General features: G+C 69.4%; 27 protein-coding genes. 19 read left to right on the top strand and 8 right to left on the bottom strand.

The window, feature by feature from the left end:
* Position 1 precedes the first annotated feature (1 nt).
* The 4 genes from QM809_RS01750 to mrf form a co-directional block, all read right to left on the bottom strand.
* Entirely contained in the window at positions 2-1,315 is a 1,314-nt protein-coding gene (locus tag QM809_RS01750; RefSeq protein ID WP_415044126.1) for a type I-U CRISPR-associated protein Cas7, read from the bottom strand.
* A 9-nt stretch (positions 1,316-1,324) separates the two neighbouring features.
* Positions 1,325-1,741, bottom strand: a complete 417-nt coding sequence (locus QM809_RS01745; protein ID WP_415044125.1) for a type I-E CRISPR-associated protein Cas6/Cse3/CasE — start codon at positions 1,739-1,741, stop codon at positions 1,325-1,327.
* Positions 1,742-2,273: 532 nt separating this feature from the next.
* Positions 2,274-2,519, bottom strand: a complete 246-nt coding sequence (locus tag QM809_RS01740; RefSeq protein WP_415044124.1) for a type B 50S ribosomal protein L31 — start codon at positions 2,517-2,519, stop codon at positions 2,274-2,276.
* Positions 2,516-3,832 (bottom strand): ribosome hibernation factor-recruiting GTPase MRF, encoded by a 1,317-nt coding sequence (gene mrf / locus QM809_RS01735; protein WP_415044123.1) that lies wholly within the window; start codon positions 3,830-3,832, stop codon positions 2,516-2,518. The genes QM809_RS01740 and mrf overlap by 4 nt, the downstream gene beginning before the upstream one ends.
* Before the next feature lie 97 nt (positions 3,833-3,929).
* Here mrf and rpmB point away from each other — a divergent pair, with 97 nt between their 5' ends.
* From rpmB to QM809_RS01665, 14 genes are all read left to right on the top strand, one after another.
* A complete protein-coding gene (rpmB, locus tag QM809_RS01730) occupies positions 3,930-4,166 on the top strand; it encodes a 50S ribosomal protein L28 (RefSeq protein ID WP_415044122.1) in 237 nt (78 codons plus the stop codon).
* Positions 4,163-4,333, top strand: a complete 171-nt coding sequence (gene rpmG / locus QM809_RS01725) for a 50S ribosomal protein L33 (protein WP_415046986.1) — start codon at positions 4,163-4,165, stop codon at positions 4,331-4,333. The genes rpmB and rpmG overlap by 4 nt, the downstream gene beginning before the upstream one ends.
* A gap of 9 nt (positions 4,334-4,342) precedes the next feature.
* Positions 4,343-4,648 carry a 30S ribosomal protein S14 gene (gene rpsN, locus QM809_RS01720; RefSeq protein WP_415044121.1) on the top strand — a complete coding sequence of 102 codons (306 nt, stop codon included), beginning with the start codon at positions 4,343-4,345 and terminating at the stop codon, positions 4,646-4,648.
* Entirely contained in the window at positions 4,648-4,875 is a 228-nt protein-coding gene (gene rpsR, locus QM809_RS01715) for a 30S ribosomal protein S18 (RefSeq protein WP_415044120.1), read from the top strand. Before rpsN ends, rpsR begins: the two co-directional genes overlap by 1 nt.
* Positions 4,876-5,112: 237 nt before the next feature.
* Positions 5,113-5,877, top strand: coding sequence for an MlaE family ABC transporter permease (locus QM809_RS01710; RefSeq protein WP_415044119.1), 765 nt, complete (start codon positions 5,113-5,115; stop codon positions 5,875-5,877).
* Positions 5,877-6,728 carry an MlaE family ABC transporter permease gene (locus tag QM809_RS01705; protein WP_415044118.1) on the top strand — a complete coding sequence of 284 codons (852 nt, stop codon included), beginning with the start codon at positions 5,877-5,879 and terminating at the stop codon, positions 6,726-6,728. Before QM809_RS01710 ends, QM809_RS01705 begins: the two co-directional genes overlap by 1 nt.
* A gap of 4 nt (positions 6,729-6,732) precedes the next feature.
* Positions 6,733-7,905: an MCE family protein gene (locus QM809_RS01700; protein ID WP_415044117.1), complete on the top strand. Its 1,173-nt coding sequence runs from the start codon at positions 6,733-6,735 to the stop codon at positions 7,903-7,905.
* Positions 7,898-8,995, top strand: coding sequence for an MCE family protein (locus QM809_RS01695; protein ID WP_415044116.1), 1,098 nt, complete (start codon positions 7,898-7,900; stop codon positions 8,993-8,995). The genes QM809_RS01700 and QM809_RS01695 overlap by 8 nt, the downstream gene beginning before the upstream one ends.
* A gap of 122 nt (positions 8,996-9,117) precedes the next feature.
* The gene (locus tag QM809_RS01690; RefSeq protein WP_415046985.1) at positions 9,118-10,296 is read left to right on the top strand and encodes an MCE family protein; all 1,179 of its coding nucleotides are present in this window, start codon (positions 9,118-9,120) and stop codon (positions 10,294-10,296) included.
* A gap of 1 nt (position 10,297) precedes the next feature.
* Positions 10,298-11,599 carry an MCE family protein gene (locus QM809_RS01685; RefSeq protein ID WP_415044115.1) on the top strand — a complete coding sequence of 434 codons (1,302 nt, stop codon included), beginning with the start codon at positions 10,298-10,300 and terminating at the stop codon, positions 11,597-11,599.
* The gene (locus QM809_RS01680) at positions 11,599-12,906 is read left to right on the top strand and encodes an MlaD family protein (RefSeq protein ID WP_415044114.1); all 1,308 of its coding nucleotides are present in this window, start codon (positions 11,599-11,601) and stop codon (positions 12,904-12,906) included. The genes QM809_RS01685 and QM809_RS01680 overlap by 1 nt, the downstream gene beginning before the upstream one ends.
* The gene (locus tag QM809_RS01675) at positions 12,903-14,333 is read left to right on the top strand and encodes an MCE family protein (RefSeq protein WP_415044113.1); all 1,431 of its coding nucleotides are present in this window, start codon (positions 12,903-12,905) and stop codon (positions 14,331-14,333) included. Before QM809_RS01680 ends, QM809_RS01675 begins: the two co-directional genes overlap by 4 nt.
* Before the next feature lie 71 nt (positions 14,334-14,404).
* The gene (locus tag QM809_RS01670; RefSeq protein WP_415044112.1) at positions 14,405-15,241 is read left to right on the top strand and encodes a hypothetical protein; all 837 of its coding nucleotides are present in this window, start codon (positions 14,405-14,407) and stop codon (positions 15,239-15,241) included.
* A 2-nt stretch (positions 15,242-15,243) separates the two neighbouring features.
* On the top strand, positions 15,244-15,840 hold the full coding sequence (locus tag QM809_RS01665; RefSeq protein ID WP_415044111.1) for a hypothetical protein: 597 nt from the start codon (positions 15,244-15,246) through the stop codon (positions 15,838-15,840).
* Between the two features lie 387 nt (positions 15,841-16,227).
* Here the strand turns inward: QM809_RS01665 and QM809_RS01660 are convergent, their stop codons facing one another.
* Complete coding sequence (locus QM809_RS01660; protein ID WP_415044110.1) at positions 16,228-16,533, bottom strand: antibiotic biosynthesis monooxygenase family protein; 306 nt, start codon at positions 16,531-16,533, stop codon at positions 16,228-16,230.
* Positions 16,534-16,607: 74 nt separating this feature from the next.
* Between QM809_RS01660 and QM809_RS01655 the strand changes: the two genes are divergently transcribed.
* On the top strand, positions 16,608-17,420 hold the full coding sequence (locus QM809_RS01655) for an alpha/beta fold hydrolase (protein WP_415044109.1): 813 nt from the start codon (positions 16,608-16,610) through the stop codon (positions 17,418-17,420).
* A 24-nt stretch (positions 17,421-17,444) separates the two neighbouring features.
* Here the strand turns inward: QM809_RS01655 and QM809_RS01650 are convergent, their stop codons facing one another.
* Positions 17,445-19,013 carry a DHA2 family efflux MFS transporter permease subunit gene (locus tag QM809_RS01650; protein WP_415044108.1) on the bottom strand — a complete coding sequence of 523 codons (1,569 nt, stop codon included), beginning with the start codon at positions 19,011-19,013 and terminating at the stop codon, positions 17,445-17,447.
* Between the two features lie 29 nt (positions 19,014-19,042).
* Entirely contained in the window at positions 19,043-19,540 is a 498-nt protein-coding gene (locus tag QM809_RS01645) for a MarR family winged helix-turn-helix transcriptional regulator (RefSeq protein ID WP_415044107.1), read from the bottom strand.
* Positions 19,541-19,623: 83 nt separating this feature from the next.
* Here QM809_RS01645 and QM809_RS01640 point away from each other — a divergent pair, with 83 nt between their 5' ends.
* From QM809_RS01640 to QM809_RS01625, 4 genes are read left to right on the top strand one after another with little or no spacing between them, the layout of a single operon-like run.
* Entirely contained in the window at positions 19,624-20,121 is a 498-nt protein-coding gene (locus QM809_RS01640; protein ID WP_415044106.1) for a glutathione peroxidase, read from the top strand.
* 36 nt (positions 20,122-20,157) lie between these two features.
* The gene (gene purS, locus QM809_RS01635) at positions 20,158-20,397 is read left to right on the top strand and encodes a phosphoribosylformylglycinamidine synthase subunit PurS (protein ID WP_415044105.1); all 240 of its coding nucleotides are present in this window, start codon (positions 20,158-20,160) and stop codon (positions 20,395-20,397) included.
* Between the two features lie 2 nt (positions 20,398-20,399).
* Complete coding sequence (purQ, locus tag QM809_RS01630) at positions 20,400-21,080, top strand: phosphoribosylformylglycinamidine synthase subunit PurQ (protein WP_415044104.1); 681 nt, start codon at positions 20,400-20,402, stop codon at positions 21,078-21,080.
* A gap of 40 nt (positions 21,081-21,120) precedes the next feature.
* Positions 21,121-22,386, top strand: a complete 1,266-nt coding sequence (locus QM809_RS01625; RefSeq protein WP_415044103.1) for a M18 family aminopeptidase — start codon at positions 21,121-21,123, stop codon at positions 22,384-22,386.
* An 85-nt stretch (positions 22,387-22,471) separates the two neighbouring features.
* Here the strand turns inward: QM809_RS01625 and QM809_RS01620 are convergent, their stop codons facing one another.
* The gene (locus tag QM809_RS01620; protein ID WP_415044102.1) at positions 22,472-23,782 is read right to left on the bottom strand and encodes a hypothetical protein; all 1,311 of its coding nucleotides are present in this window, start codon (positions 23,780-23,782) and stop codon (positions 22,472-22,474) included.
* Positions 23,783-23,872 lie beyond the last annotated feature (90 nt).

The following is a 23,872-nucleotide window of genomic DNA, read 5'->3' as shown; positions in this document are numbered from 1 at the left end:
ATTACTCGCTGGAACCGGTGGACTTCGTCACCTCGCGAGCCACGCGCTCGGCGACGACGGCGGCCTGGGCTCGAGACAACTGAACGGTGACCGGGGCAGCGAATCGCAGGCCGACGTCTTCGGCAGCAGCCACCGCGGAGACGAGAGCCGCCGCCGCGGTATCCGCGTCGGGGACGTCGAACTCCTCCACACCTGCACCGCCTCGTGCCGAGGTCTGACGCCATCCCCACCGGACCTCTTCCCGGATGAGGCTGCACTCCGAACGCAGGAAGCCGTCTTCCGCGGCGAGCTCATGGCCGGTGATCGCGAGCAGAGTGAACACCGTTGCTGCGGCATCGCGTTTGCGATGGTCGTCGTCGGCGGCGAAACGGAACGTGCGGAAGACCGGGAGGGAGATCGAGGACTGCTGCAGGATGGATCCGCACACGAACGCGGCCTCGTGCGGTGACGTCGGGATCTGGCCGAACCCGAGATCGGACGGCTTGTGGCCCTTCGCCTCGACGAGTTCTCCGTCGGCGACGTTCAGGGTGGTCTCCTTCGCCGCACCTCCGCCGACGTCGAGCTTGGTCGCCGCCCGCCGGACGGGCATCGCTTCGAAACCGACGATCTCCGAGCTGTACGCACGGGGGATCCGGTGGCGGCGAGAGACGCCGGACGACAGCCACATGCCGTACACGCCGGCGTTGACGAAGTGCGAGTACAACTCGTCGGCGTGTTGGGAGCTGGCCGTCGTGATCAGGTCTCGAATGCTCCCGCCCTGCCAGATCTGTTTTCCGTCCGGAGTCGCCGCGTACTTGATCCAGGCGTCTGCCTGCCGGTGAGCGGCGGTCCACGTCGAGACCTCGAAGTCGCCGAGGATGGCTCCGGCCTCCGCGCGGATCTTCTCGGCCGTGCCCGGCCCGGCCCCGACCTTCTTGATCGCGGCGGCCACGACCTGGTCGATCGTCTCGGTGTCGGGGCCGCCGACGACGATTCCGGGGAGCGTGAGATCGGCGCAGATCCGGCGTTGAGACAGCCAGAGGGACTCCTCGGCGCGACCTGTTTCTGCCGGAGTCGAATTCACGACCACCTGGGTGGCTGTCATCGGCCGACCTGCATCGTCGCGCTTGATCTCCGTGTGCCACCCGTGTGCGTCGATCTCCGGGATGTACGCGTCCGGCGTGTACGCGAACTCGGCGGAAACGTCGCCGGCGTAGGTGGGCGGTGCGATCGGCTTGGCCCGGCCTCCTGCTGGTGTGTACGTGGACTCGCTCACGAGTGCCGCGGCGCGGGGGTTGCAGACGATGGATCGTACGGTGTCGTACAGAGCTGACATGGGAGTCTCCTAGTCGGTGAGAGGGGAGGTCTGGATGAGGCCCAGGCCGAAGTTCTTGCCCTTGCCGATACCGCCGGCCAGGGCATCGTTGAAACGGTCCTGGTCGACGGCGACTCCGGTGGCCGTGATCTCGACGTAGGGGATGGCCCCGCCTCGTCGGCGGCCGAGGTGCGCTCGGTACAAGGGCGAGAGGGTGAGCGAGCCGTCGTCGACGGCGAAGCCCGCATGGTGCAGAAGGCGCTTTCGAACCCAGTCGGGGCGATCCGCCTCGGGGACGACGACCAGTTTCGAGCGGAACGCGCGACCCCGCCCCGCCGCCGCGTTCGCGGCGCGCAGTTCCTCCTGGAGTTCTCTGGGAATTCGCGTCGGTGGGGTCTTCTGAACGTTCATCGCGAAGGTGATCCGCAGACGGCCTTCGCGCTCCACCTCGCGAAGCCCCGTGACGATGCCCGAGGTGGGTGGTCCCCGCGGGGATCCTCGCGGAGGGGTAGCGGACCACGAGGCGTTCGCCTGCCCGGTCGACGTGCCAGAGCACGCCTGCTTCGTGTCGAGGATTCGATCCCAGGCCTCCCGGAAGCGTCGACATCACGTGTGTGTGGCCGAGTGAGCGGTCGGACTCGATTGATCGGAGCAGCGGTGCGCTGAGTACGACGTGGACATCTGTGACTGGCGTCATGGATCGGGCCTCCCTGATGGTCTCGCTACCGTATGGCCTGGGTGTGACAGAACGCTCCAGAATGAAAAAATATATTATTTTTATGAGTAGAAATCCAAATATTACTTTCATATAGAATGAAGAGGCCTGCTGAGAGTTGCGGGGTCGACCGGCCATATTTGGTTTTCTGCGGTGATGTGTCGGTGCTACGCGCACGCGTAGGTGTCCGCCGCACCTGCGGGCTGGAACACGGGACGGCCCGTCCGCAGGTGCGAACGGGCCGTCGGTGTGGGTCGTGAAGAACTACTTCCGGCCGTACTTCCGGTTGAACTTCTCCACGCGTCCGGCGGTGTCCATCAGGCGCTGTGCGCCAGTCCAGAACGGGTGTGAGTCCGAGCTCACCTCCACCGTGATCAGCGGGTAGGTGTTCCCGTCCTCCCATTCGACGGTGTCGGTGGAGGTGGCGGTGGACCGCGTCAGGAAGGCGTTGCCGGTGTTGGCGTCGCGGAAGACGACGGGGCCGTAGGCGGGGTGGATTCCGGGTTTCATCGGGTGGTCTCCTCGGTGGTGATTTCGCGAGTCCCTTCGACGGAGCTCGGGGAGCCGTCGGAGTCTTCGCAGGGGTCGATGTGGACGTCGCCGAACGGCGACGGGAGGGCGGCGAGGTGGTCGGCGCCCAGGGCGATCTCCTCGTCGGTGAGCAGCGCCTCGCGCAGGGCCTGCTCGATCTCGACGGGGTCGGCGCGGTGGGTCACCGCGACGATCGACGAGTGGCGGTCGCCGTGCTCGTCGTTCCAGTGCAGCGAGGCCATGGCGTGCATCTCGGGCGTGATCGAGTCCATCTCGTCCTCGCCGCGTGCGGCGATCCAGCGTGCGACCCGGCTGACGCCGAGTGATTCGCCCGCCGACTCCAGCCAGAGCACGTCGTCCGGGCTGGAGGTGAGCCACAGCCGCCCGCGGGCGGTGATGACGCCGTCGAGCAGCACGTCGAGGGCGTCGTGCAGGCGTTCGGGGTGGAAGGCGCGATCGGCCTCGAACGTGACGATCTCGATGCCGCAGTCGGCTTCCAGCGGCGGGCAGCCGTCCAGCAGCGGGTCGAAGGCGGTGTGCAGCCGGCCGCGCCGGGACTCGGGGCGTACCGCGGCGAGCGAGACCAGCAGTTCCCGCGTGCCGAACTCCTGGTCCGGGCGCACGACGGTCTGGATGGCGGCCGGGTTCACCCGGCGCAGCGCCGCCTGCAGCCGGGCCAGTTCGTAGCGGGTCTCGGCGTTGCCGGAGTCCTCGATCACCATGACGTCGGCGAACCGGGTCTGCGCGACGGCGACCTGCGCCAGACTGCGCTCGTCCTCGACCTCGGAGAGTCCGGCCTCGTAGAGGGTGAGGTCGCCGGTGGCGTCGTTGAGCCAGGAGTCGCCGGTGACGGCGGTGACCGTCGCCCGCACCACCACGTGGTCGCCGACCACGCCCTCGGTGCCGCCGGGGAACTCCACGATGGTGCCGAGGATCTCGGCGACCACCGGTTCCGGTTCGAACGCCGGATCCAGCACCACCACGATCCGTTCGACGGTCTCGTCGCGGTGCAGCTCCCACAGCATGGGCAGCAGGTCGAGGCGGAGCGTGCAGGTGGCGCAGCCGTGTTCCAGCTGGACGCCCTCGATGGAGAACCGGTCGCCGTCGCCGGTGATCTGGCGGGTCTGCCGCACGACGTAGCCGAGCGGCAGCGCGCGCAGATCGTGCGAGATGAACGCGGTGCCGGGCACGGCCAGGGCGTTCGCGATCCGGGCGTTGGCTTCCCGGTTGAGTCCGGTCACCAGGGTCACCGGGGTGCGCCGGTCCGTGCGCTGATCGGTGCGTGGATCCACTCGATCTCCTCCTCATGGGAACGATTGCCATTACGGTGCCACGTACGGTACCGTCGCCGAAGTCTTAACGCCAATCATTATCAATAAAGGAGGACGCATGAGTGCGCGCTGTCAGGTCACCGGCAAGGTGCCGGGCTTCGGCAAGCAGGTCTCCCATTCGCACCGTCGCACGTCCCGCCAGTGGCGGCCGAACGTGCAGCGGCGGACGTACTGGGTGCCGAGCCTGCGCCGGAAGGTGACCATGCGGGTCAGCACCGACGGGATCAAGATCATCGACCGCGACGGGATCGATGCCGTCGTCACCCGCCGGCTGGCCGCGGGGGAGAAGTTCTGATGGCCAAGAGCACGGACCTGCGTCCGATCGTCAAACTCAAGTCCACCGCGGGCACCGGCTACACGTACGTGACCCGCAAGAACCGGCGGAACGACCCGGACCGGATGGTGCTGCGCAAGTACGACCCGATCGTCCAGCGGCACGTCGAGTTCCGCGAAGAGCGCTGAGGAGCAGCCATGGCCAAGAAGTCCAAGATCGTCGCGAACGAACGACGACGAGAGGTCGTCGCCCGGTACGCCGAACGACGCGCCGAACTGAAGAGGATCATCCTCGACCCGGCGAGCACGATCGAGCAGCGCGATGCCGCGCAGCGGGAACTGATGCGGCAGCCGCGCGATGCCAGCCCGGTGCGGCTGCGCAACCGCGACTCGGTCGACGGCCGCCCGCGCGGCTACCTGCGCAAAGCCGGACTCTCGCGGATCCGATTCCGCGAGATGGCGCACAAGGGCGAACTGCCCGGGATCTCGAAAGCGAGCTGGTGATGGGAACCAAGAGGAAGCCGGCCGAGCGCAAGCGGCCGAAGAAGACGGCCGATCCGAACCTGACCTTCGACTACAAGGACACCGCCACCCTGCGGAAGTTCCTCAGCGATCGCGGTCGTATCCGGTCGCGTGCGGTGACCGGACTCTCGCCGCAGCAGCAGAAACAGCTCGCGACGGCGGTCCGCAACGCCCGTGAGATGGCTCTGCTGCCGTACAGCACCCGCTGATCTCGCGCGTCCGGATCCCACGCGTCCACGCATCGCCGGGCGCCGTCGCCGCTTCCGCGGGTCGACGGCGCCCGGCGTCGTGTCGTACGGGGTGCGGAAGAACGGACAGGGTACGTCGTCGCCACGAGGTGTGGGACGTTTTCTATCGAAAATCTCAGGCGACGGCCTGATCTCGGGCGCATCGAGGGTGACACCGGCTCGTGATAGCTTCAGCCCCTGTCGGGACAAGGAGGGGACTTGCTGCAGAGGCTTGCCGCCCCGATGGGAGGAGTCGGCGACTTCGTCGCACTGTCCGTCGAGACGGCGCGGGAACTCTTCCGTCGACCCTTTCAGGCGCGCGAGACGGTGGAACAGGCATGGGCGATCGCCCGTGTCTCGCTGGTCCCTACCCTCCTGGTCGCCATCCCGTTCACCGTGCTGGTGAGCTTCACCCTGAACATCCTGCTCCGCGAGATCGGCGCACAGGACCTGTCCGGCGCCGGGGCGGCGCTGGGCACCATCACCCAGATCGGCCCCATCGTCACCGTGCTGATCGTGGCCGGTGCGGGAGCCACCGCGATCTGCGCCGACCTCGGCGCCCGCACCATCCGCGAGGAGATCGACGCCATGCGGGTGCTCGGCATCAATCCGATGCACCGCCTGGTGGTCCCGCGGGTGATCGCGTCGACCCTGGTGGCGCTGCTGCTCAACAGCCTGGTCTGCACCATCGGCCTGGCCGGCGGCTTCGTCTTCTCGGTGTACCTGCAGGACGTGAACCCGGGGGCGTTCATCGCCAACCTCACCCTCCTCACCGGACTCCCCGAACTGATGATCTCGATGATCAAGGCCGCGCTCTTCGGGCTCTTCGCCGGGCTGGTGGCCTGCTACCGCGGGCTCAACGTCCGCGGCGGCGCCAAGGGCGTCGGCGACGCGGTGAACGAGACCGTCGTCTACTCGTTCATGGCGCTGTTCGTGATCAACGTCGTCGTCACCGCCGTCGGCCTGAAAGCGACGGCCGGCTGATGGCGGACCCCGGCGAGACCGCCCTGGAGCGGGCGGGCGACGCCGCCCGACGAGCAGGCCGCGACTGGAACCGGACCGGCGACCAGGCGCTGTTCTACTGGGACGCGGTGATCGCGATCCCGCGCGCCCTGCGCCAGTACAAGAAGGAGACGCTCCGGCTGATCGCCGAGATCTCGATGGGCACCGGCGCCCTGGCGATGATCGGCGGCACCGTGGTGATCGTCGGCTTCCTCACCCTCTTCACCGGCGGCACCATCGCCGTCCAGGGCTACAGTTCGCTGGCCAACATCGGCGTCGAGGCGCTCACCGGATTCTTCTCCGCGTTCATCAACGTGCGGATCGCGGTCCCGGTGATCTCCGGCATCGCGCTGGCCGCCACCATCGGCGCCGGGGCGACCGCACAGCTCGGCGCGATGCGGGTGAGCGAGGAGATCGACGCCCTGGAGGTGATGGCGGTCGCGTCCGTCCCGTACCTGGTGAGCACCCGCCTGGTGGCCGGAATGATCGCGATCGTCCCGCTCTACTCGTTGGCCGCGCTGGCGTCGTTCCTGGCCAGCCGCTTCGCGACGGTGGTGCTCTACGGCCAGTCCGGCGGCGTCTACGACCACTACTTCGACACCTTCCTGATCCCGTCGGACATCCTGTGGTCGTTCGTCCAGGCCATCACCATGGCGATCGCCGTGATGCTCATCCACACCTACTACGGCTACACCGCGTCCGGCGGCCCGGTCGGCGTCGGCGTGGCGGTCGGCAACGCCGTGCGCGCCTCGCTGGTGGTGGTCGTCGTGATCACCCTGCTCACCTCCCTCGCCATCTACGGCGCGGACGGCAACTTCAACCTGGCGGGCTGAGGCGATGCGCAGACACCGCCCGCACCAGGTCCGCAAACTCGCCGCCGTCGTGATGGTCGCGCTGCTGGCCGGCATCGTCGTGCTGGCCGCCGGACAGTTCCTCGGCTGGTTCGCCGACACCCAGCGGGTCACGCTGGTGTCGCCGCGCGCCGGACTGGTGATGAGTCCGTCCGCCAAGGTGAGACTGCGCGGCGTCGAGGTGGGGCGGGTGGCGTCGATCCGGGACTCCGGCCGCCAGGCGGTGCTCGAACTCGACATGAACACCCGCGACCTGCCCCGGATCCCGGCGAACGTGCGCGCCGACATCACGTCGAACACCGTGTTCGGCGCCAAGAACGTCAACCTGGTGGTCCCCGCCGAAGGGCCGCACGGCAGCCTGCGCGGCGGGGTCACCATCAGCGCCGAGCGGGTCGTCGTCGAACTGGGCACCGTCTACCAGAATCTGGTGAACGTGCTCGCGGCACTCCAGCCCGAGAAGCTGAACGTGACCGTGAGCACGGTCGTCGAGGCGCTGTCGGGCAACGGCGCCGACGTGGGGAAGGCGCTGGTGCAGCTCGACACGGTCCTGGGCCGGACCGAGCCGCACCTGCCCGAACTCGACCGGCTGATCTCCGAGGCGGCCGGGGCGACGAACGTCTACGCCGACGCGATGCCGAACCTGCTCCGCACCCTCGACGACGCCACCGAGGTCGGCGACCTGCTGGTGGCGAACACGGCCAACCTCGACGCGCTGCTGCTCAACGTCACGTCCATGGCCGGCACCGGCGACCGGGTGCTCTCCCGATCCCGGAACGACCTGATGGCGACCCTGGCCGACCTGAACCCGCTGATGTCGCTGCTCGGCTACCAGTCGCCGGGTCTGCGCTGCTTCATCGTCGCGGCGTCGAACGCGTCCGACGTCGCCTACCCGCTGCTCGGCGGCCGCAACGGTATGCTGCTGCTCGACGCCGGGCTGATCCCCGGCCAGAACCCGTACCGCTATCCGCAGGATCTGCCCGCGGTCCGCGGCGACGCCCCGCCCACCTGCGAGGGCGGCCTGTCGGACATCGACGCGAAGAAACCCGTCAAGTTCCACGTGATCGACAACGCCGCACAGCCCTATCAGCCCCGGACCACCGCCAAGGTGCAGCCGTTCATGCTGTTCAACCTGCTCTTCGGAGGGCCGGCGCGTGGCTGAGGGCGAGAAGAAGGCCGACGATCTGGTCCGCAAACGCCGACGCGCGTTCCAGGCCACCGTCATCAAACTCACGACCTTCACAGTGGTGATGCTGCTGGTGATGACGGCCCTGGTGATGGTGTTCAGCCGCTACCAGCCGGGCAGCGCCTCGAAGTACAGCGCGTTGTTCACCAGCGCCTCGCAGATCGAGGCGGGGAGCGACGTGCAGATCGCCGGGGTCGACGTCGGCGTGGTCGACGAGGTGGCGCTCACCCGCGACAACGTCGCCGAGATCACGTTCACCGTCCGCGACGAGTACCGGCTGCCGACGTCGGTGCAGGCCCGGATCCGCTACCAGAACCTGACCGGCGACCGCTACCTCGAACTGACGCAGGGCACCGGGCCGGTGGGGCGGTATCTGGCGCCGGGCGCGCAGATCCCGGTGACCCGGACCGAACCCGCCCTCGACCTCGACACCCTCCTCGGCGGATTCAAACCGCTCTTCCGCACCCTGAACAGCGACCAGGTGAACGAGCTCTCCCAGGCCCTGATCGCGGTGTTCCAGGGGCAGGGGCCCGCGCTGCAGCGACTGCTCGCGGCGACCGACTCGTTCACGAACACCCTCGCCGACCGCGACCGGCTGATCGGTTCGGTGATCGACAACCTCAACAAGACCCTGGGTCTGCTCGAAGACGGCCACGAAGGACTCGACCAGAGCGTGGACCGCCTCCAACAGCTGATCAGCGGCCTGTCCGGCGACCGCGACGTGATCGGCCGTTTCCTCACCCACACGGCGAAGGCCACCGACAGCCTGTCCGGTCTGCTCGCGACCACGCGCCCGGACCTCAAGGGCTCCCTCGCCGCGCTCGGCAAGACCTCCGGCCAGGCGCTGGAGGCCGAGCCCTTCCTCCGCGACCTGCTCGGGGACCTGCCGGGCGACTTCAAGACGCTCTCGAACCTGGGCAGTTACGGCGCCTGGCTGCAGATCTACTTCTGCCGGATCCGCCTCCAACTGCCGGGCCCGGGCGACACCCAGTACTACTTCACCGCGATCGACGCGATGGGCGACACCACCAAGGCCGGGGGGAGGTGTGACGGATCGACACCGTGAACGAGGAACTCGGAAACAGCGGTCCCGGGAGCAGCGGTCCAGGAAACGACGACACCGGGAACGGGGCCCCGGCCGAGCGGCCCGCGCCCGCCCGGCCGCACCGCGGCGGCCGGCGCTCGCGCGTGTCCACGGGCACCATCGGCGTCGTGCTCACCGCGATGCTGGTGATCGTCGCACTGCAGATGGACCGCCTGCCCTACCTGGCTCAGGTGAGCACGTACGACGTCTACTTCGACGACGCCGGCGGACTGGTCACCGGCGACCAGGTGACCGTGGCGGGCATCGGCGTGGGGCAGGTGACCGCCATCGAGCTGGCGGCGACCCCGGACGGGACCAAGGCCAAGGCGACCTTCCGGCTCGACGACACCGTGGTGATCGGCGACCGCACCCGGGCCGCGATCAAGACCGAGACCGTCCTCGGCCGACGAAACCTGACGATCATGCCGCTGGGCGACCACCGGCTCCGCCCCGGAGGGTCGATCCCGGTGGACCGGACCCTCGCCCCGTACTCGCTGTCCGACGCGCTCGAAGACTCCGTCTCCACTCTCACCGAGACCGACACCGATCAGCTGAACACCGCGCTGCAGACGGTGACCGAGGCCTTCGCGGACACCCCGCCCGCCGTGCGCGGCGCGGTGGAGGGCGTCGGTCGACTGTCCCAGGTGATCGCCGGGCGCGACAACGCCCTCAACGAGCTGATGGAGCGGGCGCGCGGCGTCTCGTCGATCGTCGGCGCCCGCAGCGAGCAGATCCAGCGGATGCTGATCGACGCCAACCTGCTCCTGGGCGAGTTGAACCTGCGCCGCGACGCGATCCGGCGGATCATCGCCGGCACCGAAGCCCTGACCGCCCAGCTGATCGGCTTCGTCGACGACAACGAGGCCCAGCTCACCCCGGTCCTGCAGAAGTTCAACCGGGTCCTGGACATCCTCAACGACAACGCCCGCAACTTCACCGAGGCCATCGACAACCTGGGCCCGTACGCGAACATCCTCGGCGAGGCGGTGAGCAACGGACCGTACTTCTCGTCGCTCGTCGGACTCCCCACCTGGGGCGATTACACGGGCACGTTCCTGCGCATCCTGGGACAGAAGTATCCCGAGGCCGCCGAGTACTTCTTCAAGTTCTCCGGTTTCCCGCTGCTCCCGAACACGTGGAGCCAGGCGCCGTCGCGCACCGCACCGGACGTGCGCCGGCCGACGCCGTCGAACGAGCCCCCGCGCCCGCGGAGTCGCGGCGCCGCGCCGGCCGACACGACACCGACGGGTACGACACCGGCGCCGACGACGGGAGGCCGCTGACATGACCGCATCCGACCGCTTCCCCGGGCTCTCCCTGCCGCGCCGCGTGATCGCGTCGGCCGCGCTGATCCTGGTCGCCGTCCTGATCGCGCTGCTCGTCGTGCTGGGCAGGCAGCACGCCACCACCCGGCTGGTCACCGCCTACTTCCCGTCGGTCACCGGCCTGTACCAGGGCGACTCGGTCCGGGTGATCGGCGTCCCGGTGGGGAAGGTGGAGAAGATCGAGCCGCGCAGCCGCGACGTCCGCATCGTGATGCGGATCGACGACGACGTGTCCCTCCCCGCCGACGTGCGCGCGGTGATCGTCGCGCAGTCCCTGGTCTCCGGCCGGTTCGTGCAGCTGACCCCGACCTACGAGGGCGGGCCGAAGCTCGCCGCCGGCGCGAGCGACATCCCGATGGAGCGCACCGCCGTGCCGATGGAGTGGGACGACGTCAAGAAACAGCTCGACGAGCTGAGCGCGGTGCTCGGGCCGGCGACGAGCGAGGACGGACCGGTCGACCGGGGGACCGCCGCGAAGGCGGTCGACGTGGCCGCGGCCAACCTGGACGGCAACGGCCGATCGATGGCGCTCGCGATCCGGGAGCTGTCCGCCGTGACGGGGACGCTGGCGGAGAACCGCGACGACCTGTTCGCGACGGTGAAGAACCTGCAGAAACTCACCGAACTGCTGTCGAAGAACCAGCAGCAACTGGTGCAGTTCAACGGCCGGATGGCCTCGGTGAGCTCGGTGCTCGCCGACAGCGACGAGGCGCTCGGCGACGCGCTGAGCGGCCTCGACGAGGCGCTCGGCGACCTGAGACGGTTCCTGGATGCCAACACTGCCACGATGTCGGCGACCATGGCGAGACTGGCCCCGTTCACCACGACCCTGCGGAAGAACGACGAGGGGCTGCGCGGCCTGCTGCACTCGGCGCCGAACCAGCTCGCCAACTTCTACAACATCTACAACCCGCTGACCGGTTCGCTCGACGGCGTCTTCGGCCTCGGCATGGGCAACAACCTGATCACGCTGCTCTGCGGCTCGCTGGCCGCGACCGAACGCCCCCTGGACACCGAGGACGGGGTGGAGAAGTGCGTGGACCTGCTGGCGCCGATCCTCAAGGACCTCGCGGTGAACTTCCCGCCGTTCGTCGCCAATCCGCTGATCGGGCGGGCCGCGACCCCGGACATGATCACCTACCAGAACGAGAGCGTGAGACAGCGCGCCCGGACCGGTGTCGCCGAACGGGACGCCGCGAGCACCGAGCCGAACCCGCCCGACCCGATGCTCAAACTGCTCCTGCCGTTCGGGGGCAACTGATGGGCGCCGTCCGGAGGATCCCGGCCGTCGTCGTCGCGGCGACCCTGCTGCTGCCCCTCGCCGCCTGCGGCGACCACGTCGACGCGCTGTCGTCGATCGGCGCCCGCGGCACCGGCGAGGGCGCCTACCGGGTCACCGCGATCATCCCGTCGGCCGCCGACCTGGTGCGCAACGCCCCGGTGATGATGCGGGACACCACCGTCGGCAGCGTCGCCCGCATCGAGGTGGTGAACTGGTCGGCGAAGGTGACCGTCCGCCTGGAGAAGGACGTGAAGGTCCCCCGCGGCTCGCACGCGATGGTCTCGATGACGAGCGTGCTGGGATCGTCGCACTTGGAGATCGTGCCGCCGGAGCATCCGAGCGGCGAGCTCGTGGCGCCCGGCGGCGCCCTGGCCGCCACCGACTGCCCGGAAGCGGACGACCTGGCGCAGCCGCAGGGGAGACCGATCCCGGGCGTCACGCTGGCGCAGCACATCGATCCGTGCCGCTACCCGACCACCGAACAGGTCCTCAGCTCGCTGTCGGTGGTGCTCAACGGCGGTGGCCTGGGCCGGCTGGGCGACGTGGTGGCCGAACTCAGCGACGCGCTGGGCGGCCGCGGCGACGAACTCTCCTCCCTGATCCCGCGGCTCGACACGCTGATGACCGACCTGGAGAAGCAGACCGGCGACATCATCACCGCCACCCGCGGACTGGATCGTCTCACCGCGCGGATCGATGCGCAGGGACCGGTCGTCGCCCGAGCCCTCGACTCCGGTCCGCAGATCCTCCAGCTGCTGGTGGACCAGCGGAAGAACCTGATCGCCTCGCTCGACGCGGTGGGCAGGCTCTCGGCGACGGCGAATCAGATCATGGACCGCAGCACCGACGACATCGAGGTGATCGTGCCGAACATGCGGGCCCTGCTGGACCAGCTCTCCCAGACCGGTCCGGCGCTGACCAACTCGCTGCGGATCCTGCTGACCTTCCCGTTCCTGCAGGAACAGATCTCCACCCTCGTCAAAGGCGACTACGTCAACTCCGATCTGGTGCTCGACCTGACCTTCGACCGGTTGAACCGCACGATGCTCACCTCGGTCGGACTCACCGGGCCCGAAGGGCTGCTCGGCACGTCGGCCGGCAACGCACGACGTTCCACGGACCCGCTGACCGCGCCGTTCGGCCGGAACCGGCAGACCCCGCGCGGGCAGACCCCGAACAGCCGGGCGCCGGGTGCACCGCGGTCGTCGACGCCCGCGCGCACCGCACCGCACAGCAGCACGTCGACCGGCCCGACACCGACGAGCACCGGGGGAGGCCACCGATGAAGATCACGTCGTTCATCCGCGGCCAGCTGACGATCTTCGCGATCGTCGCGGTGGTCGCGATGCTCGCGGTGGCGGTGTTCTACGTCCGGATCCCGGCGATGTTCGGGATCGGCAGCTACCGGGTGACCCTGCAGATGCCCGCGACCGGCGGGCTGTACCAGAACGCGAACGTGAGCTTCCGCGGCGTGGACGTCGGCAAGGTGACCGGGGTCTGGCTCACCGCCGACGGCGTCGAGGCCGAACTCACCATCGGCAACGGCGCGGCCATCCCGAAGAACTCGAACGCCACGGTGCGCAGCATGTCCGCCGTCGGCGAGCAGTTCGTCACGTTCACCCCGCCGTCGAACCCGAGCGGGGACCTGCTGCACGACGGCGACCGGGTGGCCGTGCACGACGCCGACATGCCGGTCGAGATCTCCTCGATGCTCGACCAGGCCGACGCACTGCTGACCGCCGTCGACGACACCCGGCTGCGGCAGGTGCTCGACGAGACGTTCCTGGCGTTCAACGGCACCGGCCCGGAGCTCCGCCGACTGCTCGACTCGATGATCCTCTTCGTCGGCGCGGCCGAGGAGAACATCGGCGCGGTGACCGATCTGATCGACGAGGCCGGGCCGATCCTGGGCACCCAGAACCGCACCGCGGGCGAGATCCGGGAGTGGACCCGGAACCTGCAGATCACCGCCGACACCCTCCGCGAACACCGGACCAACATCAGCGGAGTGCTGCGGAAGGGGCCGGGGACCGCCGCCGCGGCGACCAGACTGTTCGACGACGTCGCCGAGACCTTCCCCGTCGCGATCGGGAACCTGCGGGTCAACGCGCGCACGATGGCCGTCTACCTGCCGAATCTGAAACAGACGGTGGTGCTGTACCCGCGGGTGCTCTCCGCGCTCATCACGGCCATCAACAACGGATCCAACCGGCACGGCCCGAACGTGAACTTCACCCTCGGCTTCCAGGATCCGCCGACCTGCACCGTCGGGTTCGTCCCGCCGTCGGACTGGCGGTTCCCGAACGCGCAGACCCCGCAGGACGTCCCACCCGGCACCCTGTGCCGGCTCCCGCAGAACGCGCAGACCTCGGTCCGCGGCGCGCGGAACTTCCCGTGCGTGCAGCAGCCGGGTCGTCGGGCGCCGACCCCGGCCGAATGCCGGACCGGTTACCGGCCGTCGCCGCGCGACAACGTGGCCTTCCCGAACGGGCTGCCCGGGACGGGCCTGCCGAGGCAGCCCGCCGGACATCTGGTGCCGGGGACCCCGACGACGCACGACCCCGCGCCCGCCGTCTACGCGACGACGTACGATCCTGACACGGGAGAGTTCATCGGTCCGGACGGCCGGGTCTACGACGCAGGACTGGGCGAGCAGGCGGGGTCGAAGAAGACGAAATGGTACGAACTGATCACGAAGACGGTGGAGTCCTGAACCCCGACGACCCAGGCCCCGACACCACAGACCGGGACACGGCAGACCCGGAGGACCGGGAGCCGAACGACGTGAACCGGGACGACGCGGACCGGGACGGCGCGGCCGCCCCGGGCCCGGCACCGGAGAAGCCGGCCGCACCTGTGGTCCGCAGGAGCAGCCCGCTGGACCGGGTGAAGAAGACCGCCCCCGCAGGCAAGCGCAAATCGGCGGAGTCCACCGCGGCGAAGAACTCTGCGGTGAAGAGTTCGGGGACGAAGAACTCCGGAATGAAGAGCGCTGCGAAGAAGGACGCCGAGAAGAAGCGCACCGCGGCAGCGCGGCCGGCGGTGCCCCGCACCACCACCCGCGTGCTCGTGTCGAGCGCGGGTGCGGTGGTCCTGGTGATCGGCACGGTGCTCTCGGTGTTCTTCGGCATGCGTTACGCGCAGCTCGCCGACCAGCGCGATCTGCGTGCCGAATACGCCGGTTTCGCCCGCGAGGTGGTGGTGCAGATGACCACGCTCGACGCCGACAACGCCGACAACATGTACAAGCTGGCCATGGAGAAGACGAGCGGCCGCGCGCAGCAGGTGTTCCGGGACAACATGAAGACCGTCGCGGAACTGATCCGCAAGGGCGATGCGGTCACGCGGACCACCGTCCTGACCGAGGCGGTGAGCAAGGCGACGCCGGAGGAGGGCGAGGTCCTGATGGTGGTCGGCTGGGAGCACCGCAGCAAGAAGACCGGTGGGAAGGCCGCAGAAGGGAAGAGCGCGGAAGGGACGAGCGCAGAAGAGAAGAGCGCGGAAGGGACGAGCGCGGAAGGGGCGAGCGAGGCTCCGCTGTTCCAGACCTTCCGCTACCAGGTGGGGATGACCCGGCTGAACGGCGAACTGAAGGTGACCGATCTGGAGTTCGTGTGGTGACGATGCGCAGGATCTCGACCGCGGTGTTCGCAGCGCTGGTGACGGCGGCGGTGGTCGTCGCCGTCGTGCTCGGCGTGCTGTACGGGCAGGCCCGGTCGGTGGAGAACGCCCGGACCAGTGCACTGGACGCCGCTCGTGAGTACGTCCAGAAGATGTACGCGTGGACCCCGGAGAACATCTCCGACAACATCACCTTCATGATGGGCGTGCTCACCGGTGCGGCCAAGGAGGAGTACGAGCGGAACGTCCTCGGGGAGCGGATCGCCGAGCAGGTCAAGGAGCAGAAGGTGGTCGCGACGGTCACCGACCAGGGGTCCGGCGTCGTCGAGAACACCCGGGACACCGCGAAGGTGCTGCTGTTCATCAACCAGTCGGCCTCGCGGTCGGGCACCGACGACATCCAGGTGAACCCCAGCCGGGTGCTCTACACGATGGAGCGGCGCGGCGAGAGATGGATGATCACCGAGGCGGAGATCATCACCGACGAGACGCTCGCCGACCTGGTGGCCGAACGCGACGGGACGCCGCAGGAGACGACGATGCGGGTCACCCCGCCGTCGACGACCGCCGAGACCCCGTCACCGGCCCCGACTCCGTGACTCGCGGCCCCGCTCCCCGAGCCGCGAACGCCTTTCTCGTCGGTCGAGTTCCCCTCTCGCCGGCCGAGTCCTCTTCGTTGGTCGAGTCCTCTTCGCCGGTCGAGTCCTCTTCGCCGGTTGAGTCCCCTTTGTCGGTCGAGCCTCCTTCGTTGGTCGAGCGAAGTCGAGACCATGGAGAGGGGGATCTCGACTTCGCTCGATCAGCGGGTTGAGACCGCGGAGAGGGAGGTCTCGACTTCGCTCGATCAGCGGGTTGAGGCCGCGGAGAGGGAGGTCTCGACTCCGCTCGATCAGCGGGCGGACGCTTTCTCGACACCGGTCGCGTGGCGAGGATCCGGTGAGACCGAAGATCGTCGTCCGGCCCCGCCCCGCACGGAGCCGGGCGCGTCAGACTCGAGGAGAGACGTCCAACACGACCTCGAACTCCAGCAGGTCGGCGCCGCTGGCGACCGGCTTGCGGTCGCTCTTGTGGGCGGCGCGGGCGTCGCCGCCGGCCCACGCCTGGAAGCTCTCCTCGTCCTCCCACTGGGTGACGACGAAGTAGCGGTCGTCGCCCTTGACCGGGCGCAGCAGCTGGAATCCGAGGAAGCCGGCCGACCCCTCGACCACACCGGCGCGCGCGGCGAAGCGCTTCTCCAGTTCCGGGCCCTGCCCTTCGGGGACATGAATCGCATTGATCTTCACAACAGCCATGCCCCGACACTACTCGGCCGCCACCGGCACCTCCGGTGAGGCGAAGAGCACATCCGGTGGTTACTCTCGGTGCCGTGGAATGCTCTGGGGGACTGCTCGATCACGGTGGCGACGACGACGGTTTCGGCGCGATCGTCCTGCTCCACGGATTGATGGGCCGGGGCCGCACCTGGCGGCGGCAGATCCCCTGGCTGCGCGATTACGGGCGGGTCTTCACCTTCGACGCCGCATTCCACCAGGGCGCGGACCGGGTGGGCGACCCGACCCCGGAGGAGCTGTCCACCGAGCGTTTCGTGGGCGACGTCGCCGAGATCCTCACCTGGATCGACCGCGGTCCGGCGGTGCTGATCGGCCATTCGATGGGCGGCCTGCACGCGTGGTGCACCGCGGCGGAGTTCCCCGAGCTGGTGTCCGCCGTCGTCGTCGAGGACATGGCGCCGGACTTCCGGGGGCAGACCACCGGGTCGTGGGCGCCGTGGTTCGAGTCCTGGCCCGAGCGGTTCGCGAGCCTGGACGAGGCCGTCGCGCACTTCGGGCCGGTCGCCGGACGTTACTTCTACGAGGCGTTCGACGACGGGCGGCTGCACGGCCGGATCCCGGTGTGGGCGGCGCTGGCCGAGGAGTGGGGCGGCCGGGACTTCTGGGATCGGTGGGAGCGGGTGGAGGCGCCGTCGTTGCTGTTGGAGGCCGAGTACTCGGTCACCCCGGCCGGGCAGATGGCCGAGATGGCGCGGCGCAATCCGCTCTCGACGCTGCTGCGCGTCCCGGGTGCCGGGCACCTGATACACGACGACGCCCCGGAGATGTTCCGGGGCGCCGTCGAAGCGTTCCTGTCGATGCACGCGAGCCTGGGGAAGGCGTCGGGCGAGAAGGCCCTGAGCCGCTGAGCCGCCCGCGTGCGGTCGCCGGGATCAGTGCATGATCACCGGGGCGGCGGGGCCGCCGTCGCCGTCGAGGTCGACGTCCTCGGAGTGTGCGGCGACGATCTTCTTGCGGGGCAGGAAGAAGGCCGGGACGAAGGTGATCGCGATGAGCACCACGGCGATGATGAAGGTGTCGGCGAACGCCGAGGCGGCTTCGTCCAGACCGGCCGCGATGGCCTGCTCCTGCGCCGGTGCGGGCAGCGAGGTGAACTGCTTCGGGAGCAGCGCGGGCATGGTGTTGGAGAGCTGGGCGAGCATGGCCGGCGCGGTCAGCAGGCCGGTGTAGATCACGGTGATCACGGCGGTGCCGATGGACGAGCTGGTCTGCTGGATCACGTTCACCAGCGTGGAACCGTCGGGCACCTGCGCGCCCTTCAGCGAGGCCAGCGCCGACGACATGATCGGCATCATCGTCATGCCCATGCCGAGGCCCTGGACGAACAGCGCCAGGCAGATGATCCAGTACGGGGTGTCCGCGGTGAGCTGGGTGAAGGTCGAGACGCCGATCAGGATCAGCACCAGGCCGCCGAGCACGAACTTGCCCGGTCCGATCTTGTCGGTCATCTTGCCGGCGATCGGCATGGTGAGCATGGCGCCGATGCCCTGCGGCGCCAGCAGCAGGCCGGCGATCAGCGTCGACTCGCCGCGCACGGTGATGAAGTACTGCGGGTACAGCAGCGATGCGCCGAAGAACGCGACCATGAAGGTGACCATGGTGATCACCGAGATGGCCAGGGTGCGGTTCTTGAACAGCCGCAGGTCCAGCAGCGGCTTCTTGCTGCGGAGCGCGTGCGCCACGAAGCCGACGATGAGGACGGCGCCGATGATCATCGGGATGTAGACGCCGGTGTGGTTGAAGGTCTTGTGCTCGGCGCTCGAGGAGACGCCGAACAGGAACAGCGCCAGACCGGGCGAGAGCAGGGCGAGGCCGAGGAAGTCGATGGACGACTTGGTCTTCTCGTCGTCGTCCTTCAGGGCGAACCACGCGTAGATCACGGCGACGACGCCGATCGGGATGTTGATCAGGAACACCCAGTGCCAGCTGGCGATCTCGATCAGCCAGCCGCCGAGGATCGGGCCGGCGATGGGGCCGAGCAGCATCGGGATGCCGAGCACGGCCATCACCGAACCGACCCGCTCGGGGCCGGCGGCGCGGGTCATGATCATCATGCCGACGGGCATCAGGAGGCCGCCGCCGAGGCCCTGGATCATGCGGAAGGCGACCAGCGTGCCGATGCTGGTGGCCATGGCGCACAGGATCGAGCCGATCACGAACAGCACCAGCGAGGTCATGTAGACCTTCTTGGCGCCGAAGCGGCCGACCGCCCAGCTGGCGATCGGGATCACGGCGGCCAGCGCGAGGGTGTAGCCGGTCATGGACCAGGCGGCGCCCGCGGCGGTGGTGCCGAAGTCGTTGATGAAGGTCGGTTGCGCCACCGCGACGACGGTGACGTCCAGGATGGACATGATGGCGCCGAGCACCACGACGCCGGCCACGACGAAGACGTCGCGTCCGAGCTTGTCGGGTGCCGCAGCGGCCGGAGTGGCCTGAGACATGGGATTCCTTCTCTGTGGAGGGCTGACGGTCAGCAGGTCGGAGGTCGGGGACCGCGGCAGATGCCGTGGTCGGGCAGGTAGGCGACGGCTGCGGCGAGCACGTCGCGGAGCCGACTGCGGAGGTCGGTGGGCAGCGGTTCGAGGAGCACTCGGACGTCCTCGTCGCGGAGCCGGACGTGATTGGCCATCAGGTCGCTGCCCGATTCGCTCAGCGAGAGCCGCTTCACGCGGCGGTCGCGCGGATCCTCGCGCCGGTCCACGAGACCGACCGCGACCAGGCGGTCGGCGGCGCGGCCGGTGGCGGCCAGCGAGAGGTTCACCTGTTCGGCCACCTCGTGGGTGGGGAGCCCGTCGTCGTTCTGCATCAGGACGAAGAGGACGCGTACCTGCGAGAACGTGAGGTCGGTGGACGCCAGCGTCTCGGCGGTCGCCGCCCGGGTCGCCGCGAGCACCCGTCCGACGAAGTCCGCCACGGCGGCGGCGGTGTGATCGTCGACGGGGGCGTCGAGTTCGGTAGGCGAAGGCACCGAGCAATGATCGCGTCCACGCAACTATTGTTGCAACACAATTATCGGTGACCTTGGTCACTGATCGTTCTAGGCTGAAGGTCATGACTGACACCGCACACGGCATCAAGGACATTCCGGTCGAGGCCCTCGACGGCTCCGACTTCTCGCTGGCCGATCTGCCCGGTCCGCTGCTGATCGTGAACGTGGCATCCCGGTGCGGACTGACGCCGCAGTACTCGACGCTGGTGGAACTGGCGAAGGGCTACCGGGATCGCGGCCTGACCGTGGTCGGGGTGCCCTGCAACCAGTTCATGGGACAGGAGCCCGGCACGGCCGAGGAGATCGCCGAGTTCTGCTCGACGACCTACGGCGTCGACTTCCCGCTGCTGGCGAAGGCCGACGTGAACGGCGAGGGGCGGCATCCGCTGTACGCCGCGCTCACCGAGAAGGCCGACGCGGAGGGGGCCGCGGGCGACGTCCAGTGGAACTTCGAGAAGTTCCTGGTCTCCGCCGACGGAGAGGTGCTGGCGCGCTTCCGGCCGCGGACCGCTCCGGACGCTCCCGAGGTGATCGCCGCGATCGAAGCCGCGGTAGGGTAGAGGCCGACATTCCAGCGTGTGAGGAGCGATGCCGAGATGGCGCGTGTAGTGGTCGATGTGATGCCCAAGGCCGAGATCCTGGACCCGCAGGGGCAGGCCATCGTCGGCGCCCTCGGGCGACTCGGTTTCGCCGGGGTCGCCGACGTCCGTCAGGGCAAGCGGTTCGAGCTCGAGGTGGACGACACCGTCGACGATGCCGCGCTCGAGCGGATCGCCGAGGAACTGCTCACCAACACGGTGATCGAGAACTTCGCCGTCCACCGCGTCTCGGAGTGACGATGAGCGCCAAGATCGGAGTCATCACCTTCCCCGGCACCCTCGACGACGTCGACGCGGCCCGCGCCGCGACACTGGCCGGCGCCGAGGCCGTGAGCCTCTGGCACGGCGACGCGGACCTGAAGGGCGTCGACGCCGTCGTCGTCCCCGGCGGCTTCAGCTACGGCGACTACCTGCGCTGCGGCGCGATCGCCAAGTTCGCGCCGGTGATGTCCGAGGTGATCGCGGCGGCCGAACGCGGCATGCCGGTCCTGGGCATCTGCAACGGCTTCCAGATCATCTGCGAGGCCGGACTGCTCCCGGGTGCCCTGGCCCGCAACGAGGGCCTGCACTTCCTCTGCCGGGACCAGTGGCTGCGCGTGGAGAACAACCAGACCGCGTGGACCACCCGGTACGACGAGGGCGCCGAGATCCTGATCCCGCTCAAGTCGGGCGAGGGCCGCTACGTGGCCTCCGACTACGAGCTGGAGAAGCTCGAAGGCGAGGGACGCATCGTGTTCACCTACGCCGGCGGTAACCCGAACGGCAGTCGTCTGGACATCGCGGGCATCACCAGCGAGAACGGCCGCGTCGTCGGTCTGATGCCGCACCCGGAGCACGCGGTGGAACCGCTGACCGGTCCGAGCGACGACGGCCTGGGCCTGTTCTACTCGGCGATCGACGCGGTGCTCGCGTCGGTCTGACACCCGTCTCCGTCGCCCCTCGGGCTCGTCGAAAGGCGCCATGATCACCACCTCCGCCACCGCCGAGGGGCTCGGCGCCTTCGTCGACGCGTCTCCGTCGCCCTTCCACGTCTGCGCGACGGTCGCGGCTGAACTGGAGGCCGCCGGCTACTCCCGACTGCACGAGACCGACGAATGGACGCAGGCGGCGGGCCGCCGCTATGTGATCCGCGGCGGCTCGCTCATCGCCTGGAACGGCGACGGCGCCGCCCTCGGGGCGGCGCTGCGGATCGTCGGCGGGCACACCGACAGCCCGAACCTGCGACTCAAACAGCATCCCGACCGGCGCAGCGCGGGTCTGGCGACCGTCGCCCTGGAGCCCTACGGCGGGGCCTGGCTGAACTCGTGGCTCGACCGCGACCTCGGCCTGTCCGGTCGGCTGGCCTACGAGGGGCCGAGCGGAGTCGAGTACGCGCTGGTGACGATCGACGAACCGGTGCTGCGGGTGCCGCAGCTGGCGATCCACCTGTCCGAGGACCGCAAGGGCGTGCACCTGGATCCGCAGCGGCACGTCGATGCGCTCCGCGGCGTGGAATCGGCCGAGCCGATCGTCGACTGGGTCGCCGCGCGCGCCGGTCTGGCGCCGGGCGGCGTGCTGGGCTGGGAACTGATGACGCACGACCTGGCGCCGTCCCGGCTGATCGGCACCGACGCCGAATTCCTCAGCGCACCCCGGCTGGACAACCAGGGCACCTGCTACGCGGGGCTGCGCGCCCTGCTCGATGCGGCGGCCGGCGACGCGGTCCCGATGCTGGCGCTCTTCGATCACGAGGAGGTCGGCTCCGGTTCGGAGCGCGGCGCGTCGTCGGACTTCCTGGTGACGGTGTGCGAGCGCCTGGTGGCCGGACTCGGCGGCGGTCGCGAGGACTTCCTGCGGACCATGGCGGCGAGCATCTGCGTCTCCGGCGACATGGCGCACGCCACCCACCCCAACTACCCGGACCGGCACGAGCCCGGTCACCTGATCGCCGTCGGCGGGGGACCGGTCCTCAAGGTGAATCAGAACCTGCGGTACGCCTCCGACGCGGTCGGCGAAGCCGAGTTCGCGTTGGCCTGTCGGGCCGCGGGGGTGCCGCTGCAGCGCTACGTCCACCGCGCCGACCTGCCCTGCGGTTCCACCATCGGCCCGCTCACGGCCACCCGCACGGGGCTGCGGACCGTCGACGTCGGGGCGCCGCAGCTGGCCATGCACAGCAGTCGTGAACTGATGGGCGCCGCGGACGTGCCCATGTACTCGGCGGCGCTGCAGGCGTTCCTCGCCGGCTGACCGGCCCCGGCGCCGCCCCGGCACGGCCGCCGATCGAGGCGGTCGCCGGGCGGTGCGGTCGTCGGGCAGGGGCGCCCGAGACGGGTCAGCTGGGCGCGAGCATCGTGATCGAGCGGCCCTGCGTGAGCACCACGTAACCGTTCACGGCGGCGGCGGTGCCGTTGATGTCCATCGTCCAGGCGGGCTTGCCGGTCTCGGCGTCGAACGCGGTCAGCCTGTCGCGGCTGGCGAACAGCGACGTCGTGCGCGACCGGCCGTCGCCGCTGGTGCCCACGCATTCCAGCAGGTCGAGGTTCTGGTCCGGGTCCAGGTACGACGGCGGAGCCATCGACCCGAGCGCGCGGCCGTCGGCCAGGGTGTAGAAGACCCGCGAGCGGTCCTTCTTGGCCAGCGCGACCACCGAGCCGCACGGCCGGGTGTTGCTCTTGGAGAGCTGCGCGTCGGCCACCTTCCACAGGCCGTGCCCGGTGGCCGGGTCGATCACCTCGTACCGGCCGACGGTCTCCATGATCTGACCCGAGCCGGTGCCGGTGAGGATCGGCAGGTTCGACGGTCCGGGCACCACGGTCAGGCCCTCCGCCTGTCCGGCGGGGGTCGACGAGATCTCCAGGCCCTGGCGTCGGTACACGGTGATCTCGCGGGCGTCGCCGGCCCCGCTCTGGGTCAGCACGCCCCCGGCGTAGACCAGGACGTCGCACGACTCGCATTCGACGATCGACGAGCCGGTGTCGGGGTCGAGGACGAAGCCGCGGCCGTCGGAGGTGTCGACCACCAGGGTGCCGAAGCTCATGCGCGGGGAGGCGGTGCCGGCGAAACTGCGGCTCCAGCGGACCACGCCCTCGGGGGTGCGCAGACTGGCCTGGCGGCCGAACTGGTTCACCCGCAGGAAGTCGCGGCCCACCGCGGTCACCGAGACCGAGTCGTCGAGCGGCCCGGCGTGCTTCGGGGCGCCCTCGTCGTCGATCATGTAGAAACCGTCGGGCACCGTGCCGTTCTTGATCGCGCAGCCCACCCGGTGGTCGACGTCGATGGCGCAGTCGCCGAGGCCCACGTGCACCGGCTCCTCCCAGCGGAACGTGCCGGTCGCGGCGTCGATCAGGAGGAACGCGCGGCCGTAGGCGGAGGGGTAGGCGACCAGCCAGTCCCGTTCCTGATGGTCGTCGACGGTGATCTGGCCCGATCCGGAGATCCCGGGCAGGTTCTCGTCGCTGAGGGTCCAGGCCGGCTGCGGCGTCGACGTGTAGACGCGCAGCTGGCCGTCGGAGGCGGTGTAGGCGGGCTCCGCCGGTCCCCACAGCACCGCGCCCGCGGTCAGCACCAGCACCAGCGAACCGAGCAGGCCCACGGCGGCGATCCCCAACGGACGACGACGGCCTCGGCTTTCCACACGCGACATGGCGACCAGTCTTTCACGACGTTCGCTCACGGCGTATCGGCCCGTGGAACATCGCTCCCGCGTGCGTCGTTGAGATCAGCAGAACCCCCG

Origin of the sequence: Gordonia sp. (in: high G+C Gram-positive bacteria) (assembly GCF_047600385.1) — a bacterium.
Taxonomy (GTDB): domain Bacteria; phylum Actinomycetota; class Actinomycetes; order Mycobacteriales; family Mycobacteriaceae; genus Gordonia.
The sequence above is the reverse complement of the archived record's forward strand: the minus strand, read 5'-3'. Positions and strand labels throughout refer to the sequence as shown.

Excerpts from the sequence above, each read along its gene's own strand:
- QM809_RS01660 (WP_415044110.1), bottom strand. The coding sequence starts at position 16,533 with ATGGCTGTTGTGAAGATCAATGCGATTCATGTCCCCGAAGGGCAGGGC.
- rpsN (WP_415044121.1), top strand. The coding sequence starts at position 4,343 with ATGGCCAAGAAGTCCAAGATCGTCGCGAACGAACGACGACGAGAGGTC.
- QM809_RS01700 (WP_415044117.1), top strand. The coding sequence starts at position 6,733 with ATGCGCAGACACCGCCCGCACCAGGTCCGCAAACTCGCCGCCGTCGTG.
- QM809_RS01650 (WP_415044108.1), bottom strand. The coding sequence starts at position 19,013 with ATGTCTCAGGCCACTCCGGCCGCTGCGGCACCCGACAAGCTCGGACGC.
- QM809_RS01705 (WP_415044118.1), top strand. The coding sequence starts at position 5,877 with ATGGCGGACCCCGGCGAGACCGCCCTGGAGCGGGCGGGCGACGCCGCC.
- purS (WP_415044105.1), top strand. The coding sequence starts at position 20,158 with ATGGCGCGTGTAGTGGTCGATGTGATGCCCAAGGCCGAGATCCTGGAC.
- QM809_RS01665 (WP_415044111.1), top strand. The coding sequence starts at position 15,244 with ATGCGCAGGATCTCGACCGCGGTGTTCGCAGCGCTGGTGACGGCGGCG.
- QM809_RS01750 (WP_415044126.1), bottom strand. The coding sequence starts at position 1,315 with ATGTCAGCTCTGTACGACACCGTACGATCCATCGTCTGCAACCCCCGC.
- QM809_RS01740 (WP_415044124.1), bottom strand. The coding sequence starts at position 2,519 with ATGAAACCCGGAATCCACCCCGCCTACGGCCCCGTCGTCTTCCGCGAC.
- purQ (WP_415044104.1), top strand. The coding sequence starts at position 20,400 with ATGAGCGCCAAGATCGGAGTCATCACCTTCCCCGGCACCCTCGACGAC.
- QM809_RS01640 (WP_415044106.1), top strand. The coding sequence starts at position 19,624 with ATGACTGACACCGCACACGGCATCAAGGACATTCCGGTCGAGGCCCTC.
- rpsR (WP_415044120.1), top strand. The coding sequence starts at position 4,648 with ATGGGAACCAAGAGGAAGCCGGCCGAGCGCAAGCGGCCGAAGAAGACG.
- rpmB (WP_415044122.1), top strand. The coding sequence starts at position 3,930 with ATGAGTGCGCGCTGTCAGGTCACCGGCAAGGTGCCGGGCTTCGGCAAG.
- QM809_RS01685 (WP_415044115.1), top strand. The coding sequence starts at position 10,298 with ATGACCGCATCCGACCGCTTCCCCGGGCTCTCCCTGCCGCGCCGCGTG.
- QM809_RS01620 (WP_415044102.1), bottom strand. The coding sequence starts at position 23,782 with ATGTCGCGTGTGGAAAGCCGAGGCCGTCGTCGTCCGTTGGGGATCGCC.
- QM809_RS01675 (WP_415044113.1), top strand. The coding sequence starts at position 12,903 with ATGAAGATCACGTCGTTCATCCGCGGCCAGCTGACGATCTTCGCGATC.
- QM809_RS01625 (WP_415044103.1), top strand. The coding sequence starts at position 21,121 with ATGATCACCACCTCCGCCACCGCCGAGGGGCTCGGCGCCTTCGTCGAC.
- QM809_RS01680 (WP_415044114.1), top strand. The coding sequence starts at position 11,599 with ATGGGCGCCGTCCGGAGGATCCCGGCCGTCGTCGTCGCGGCGACCCTG.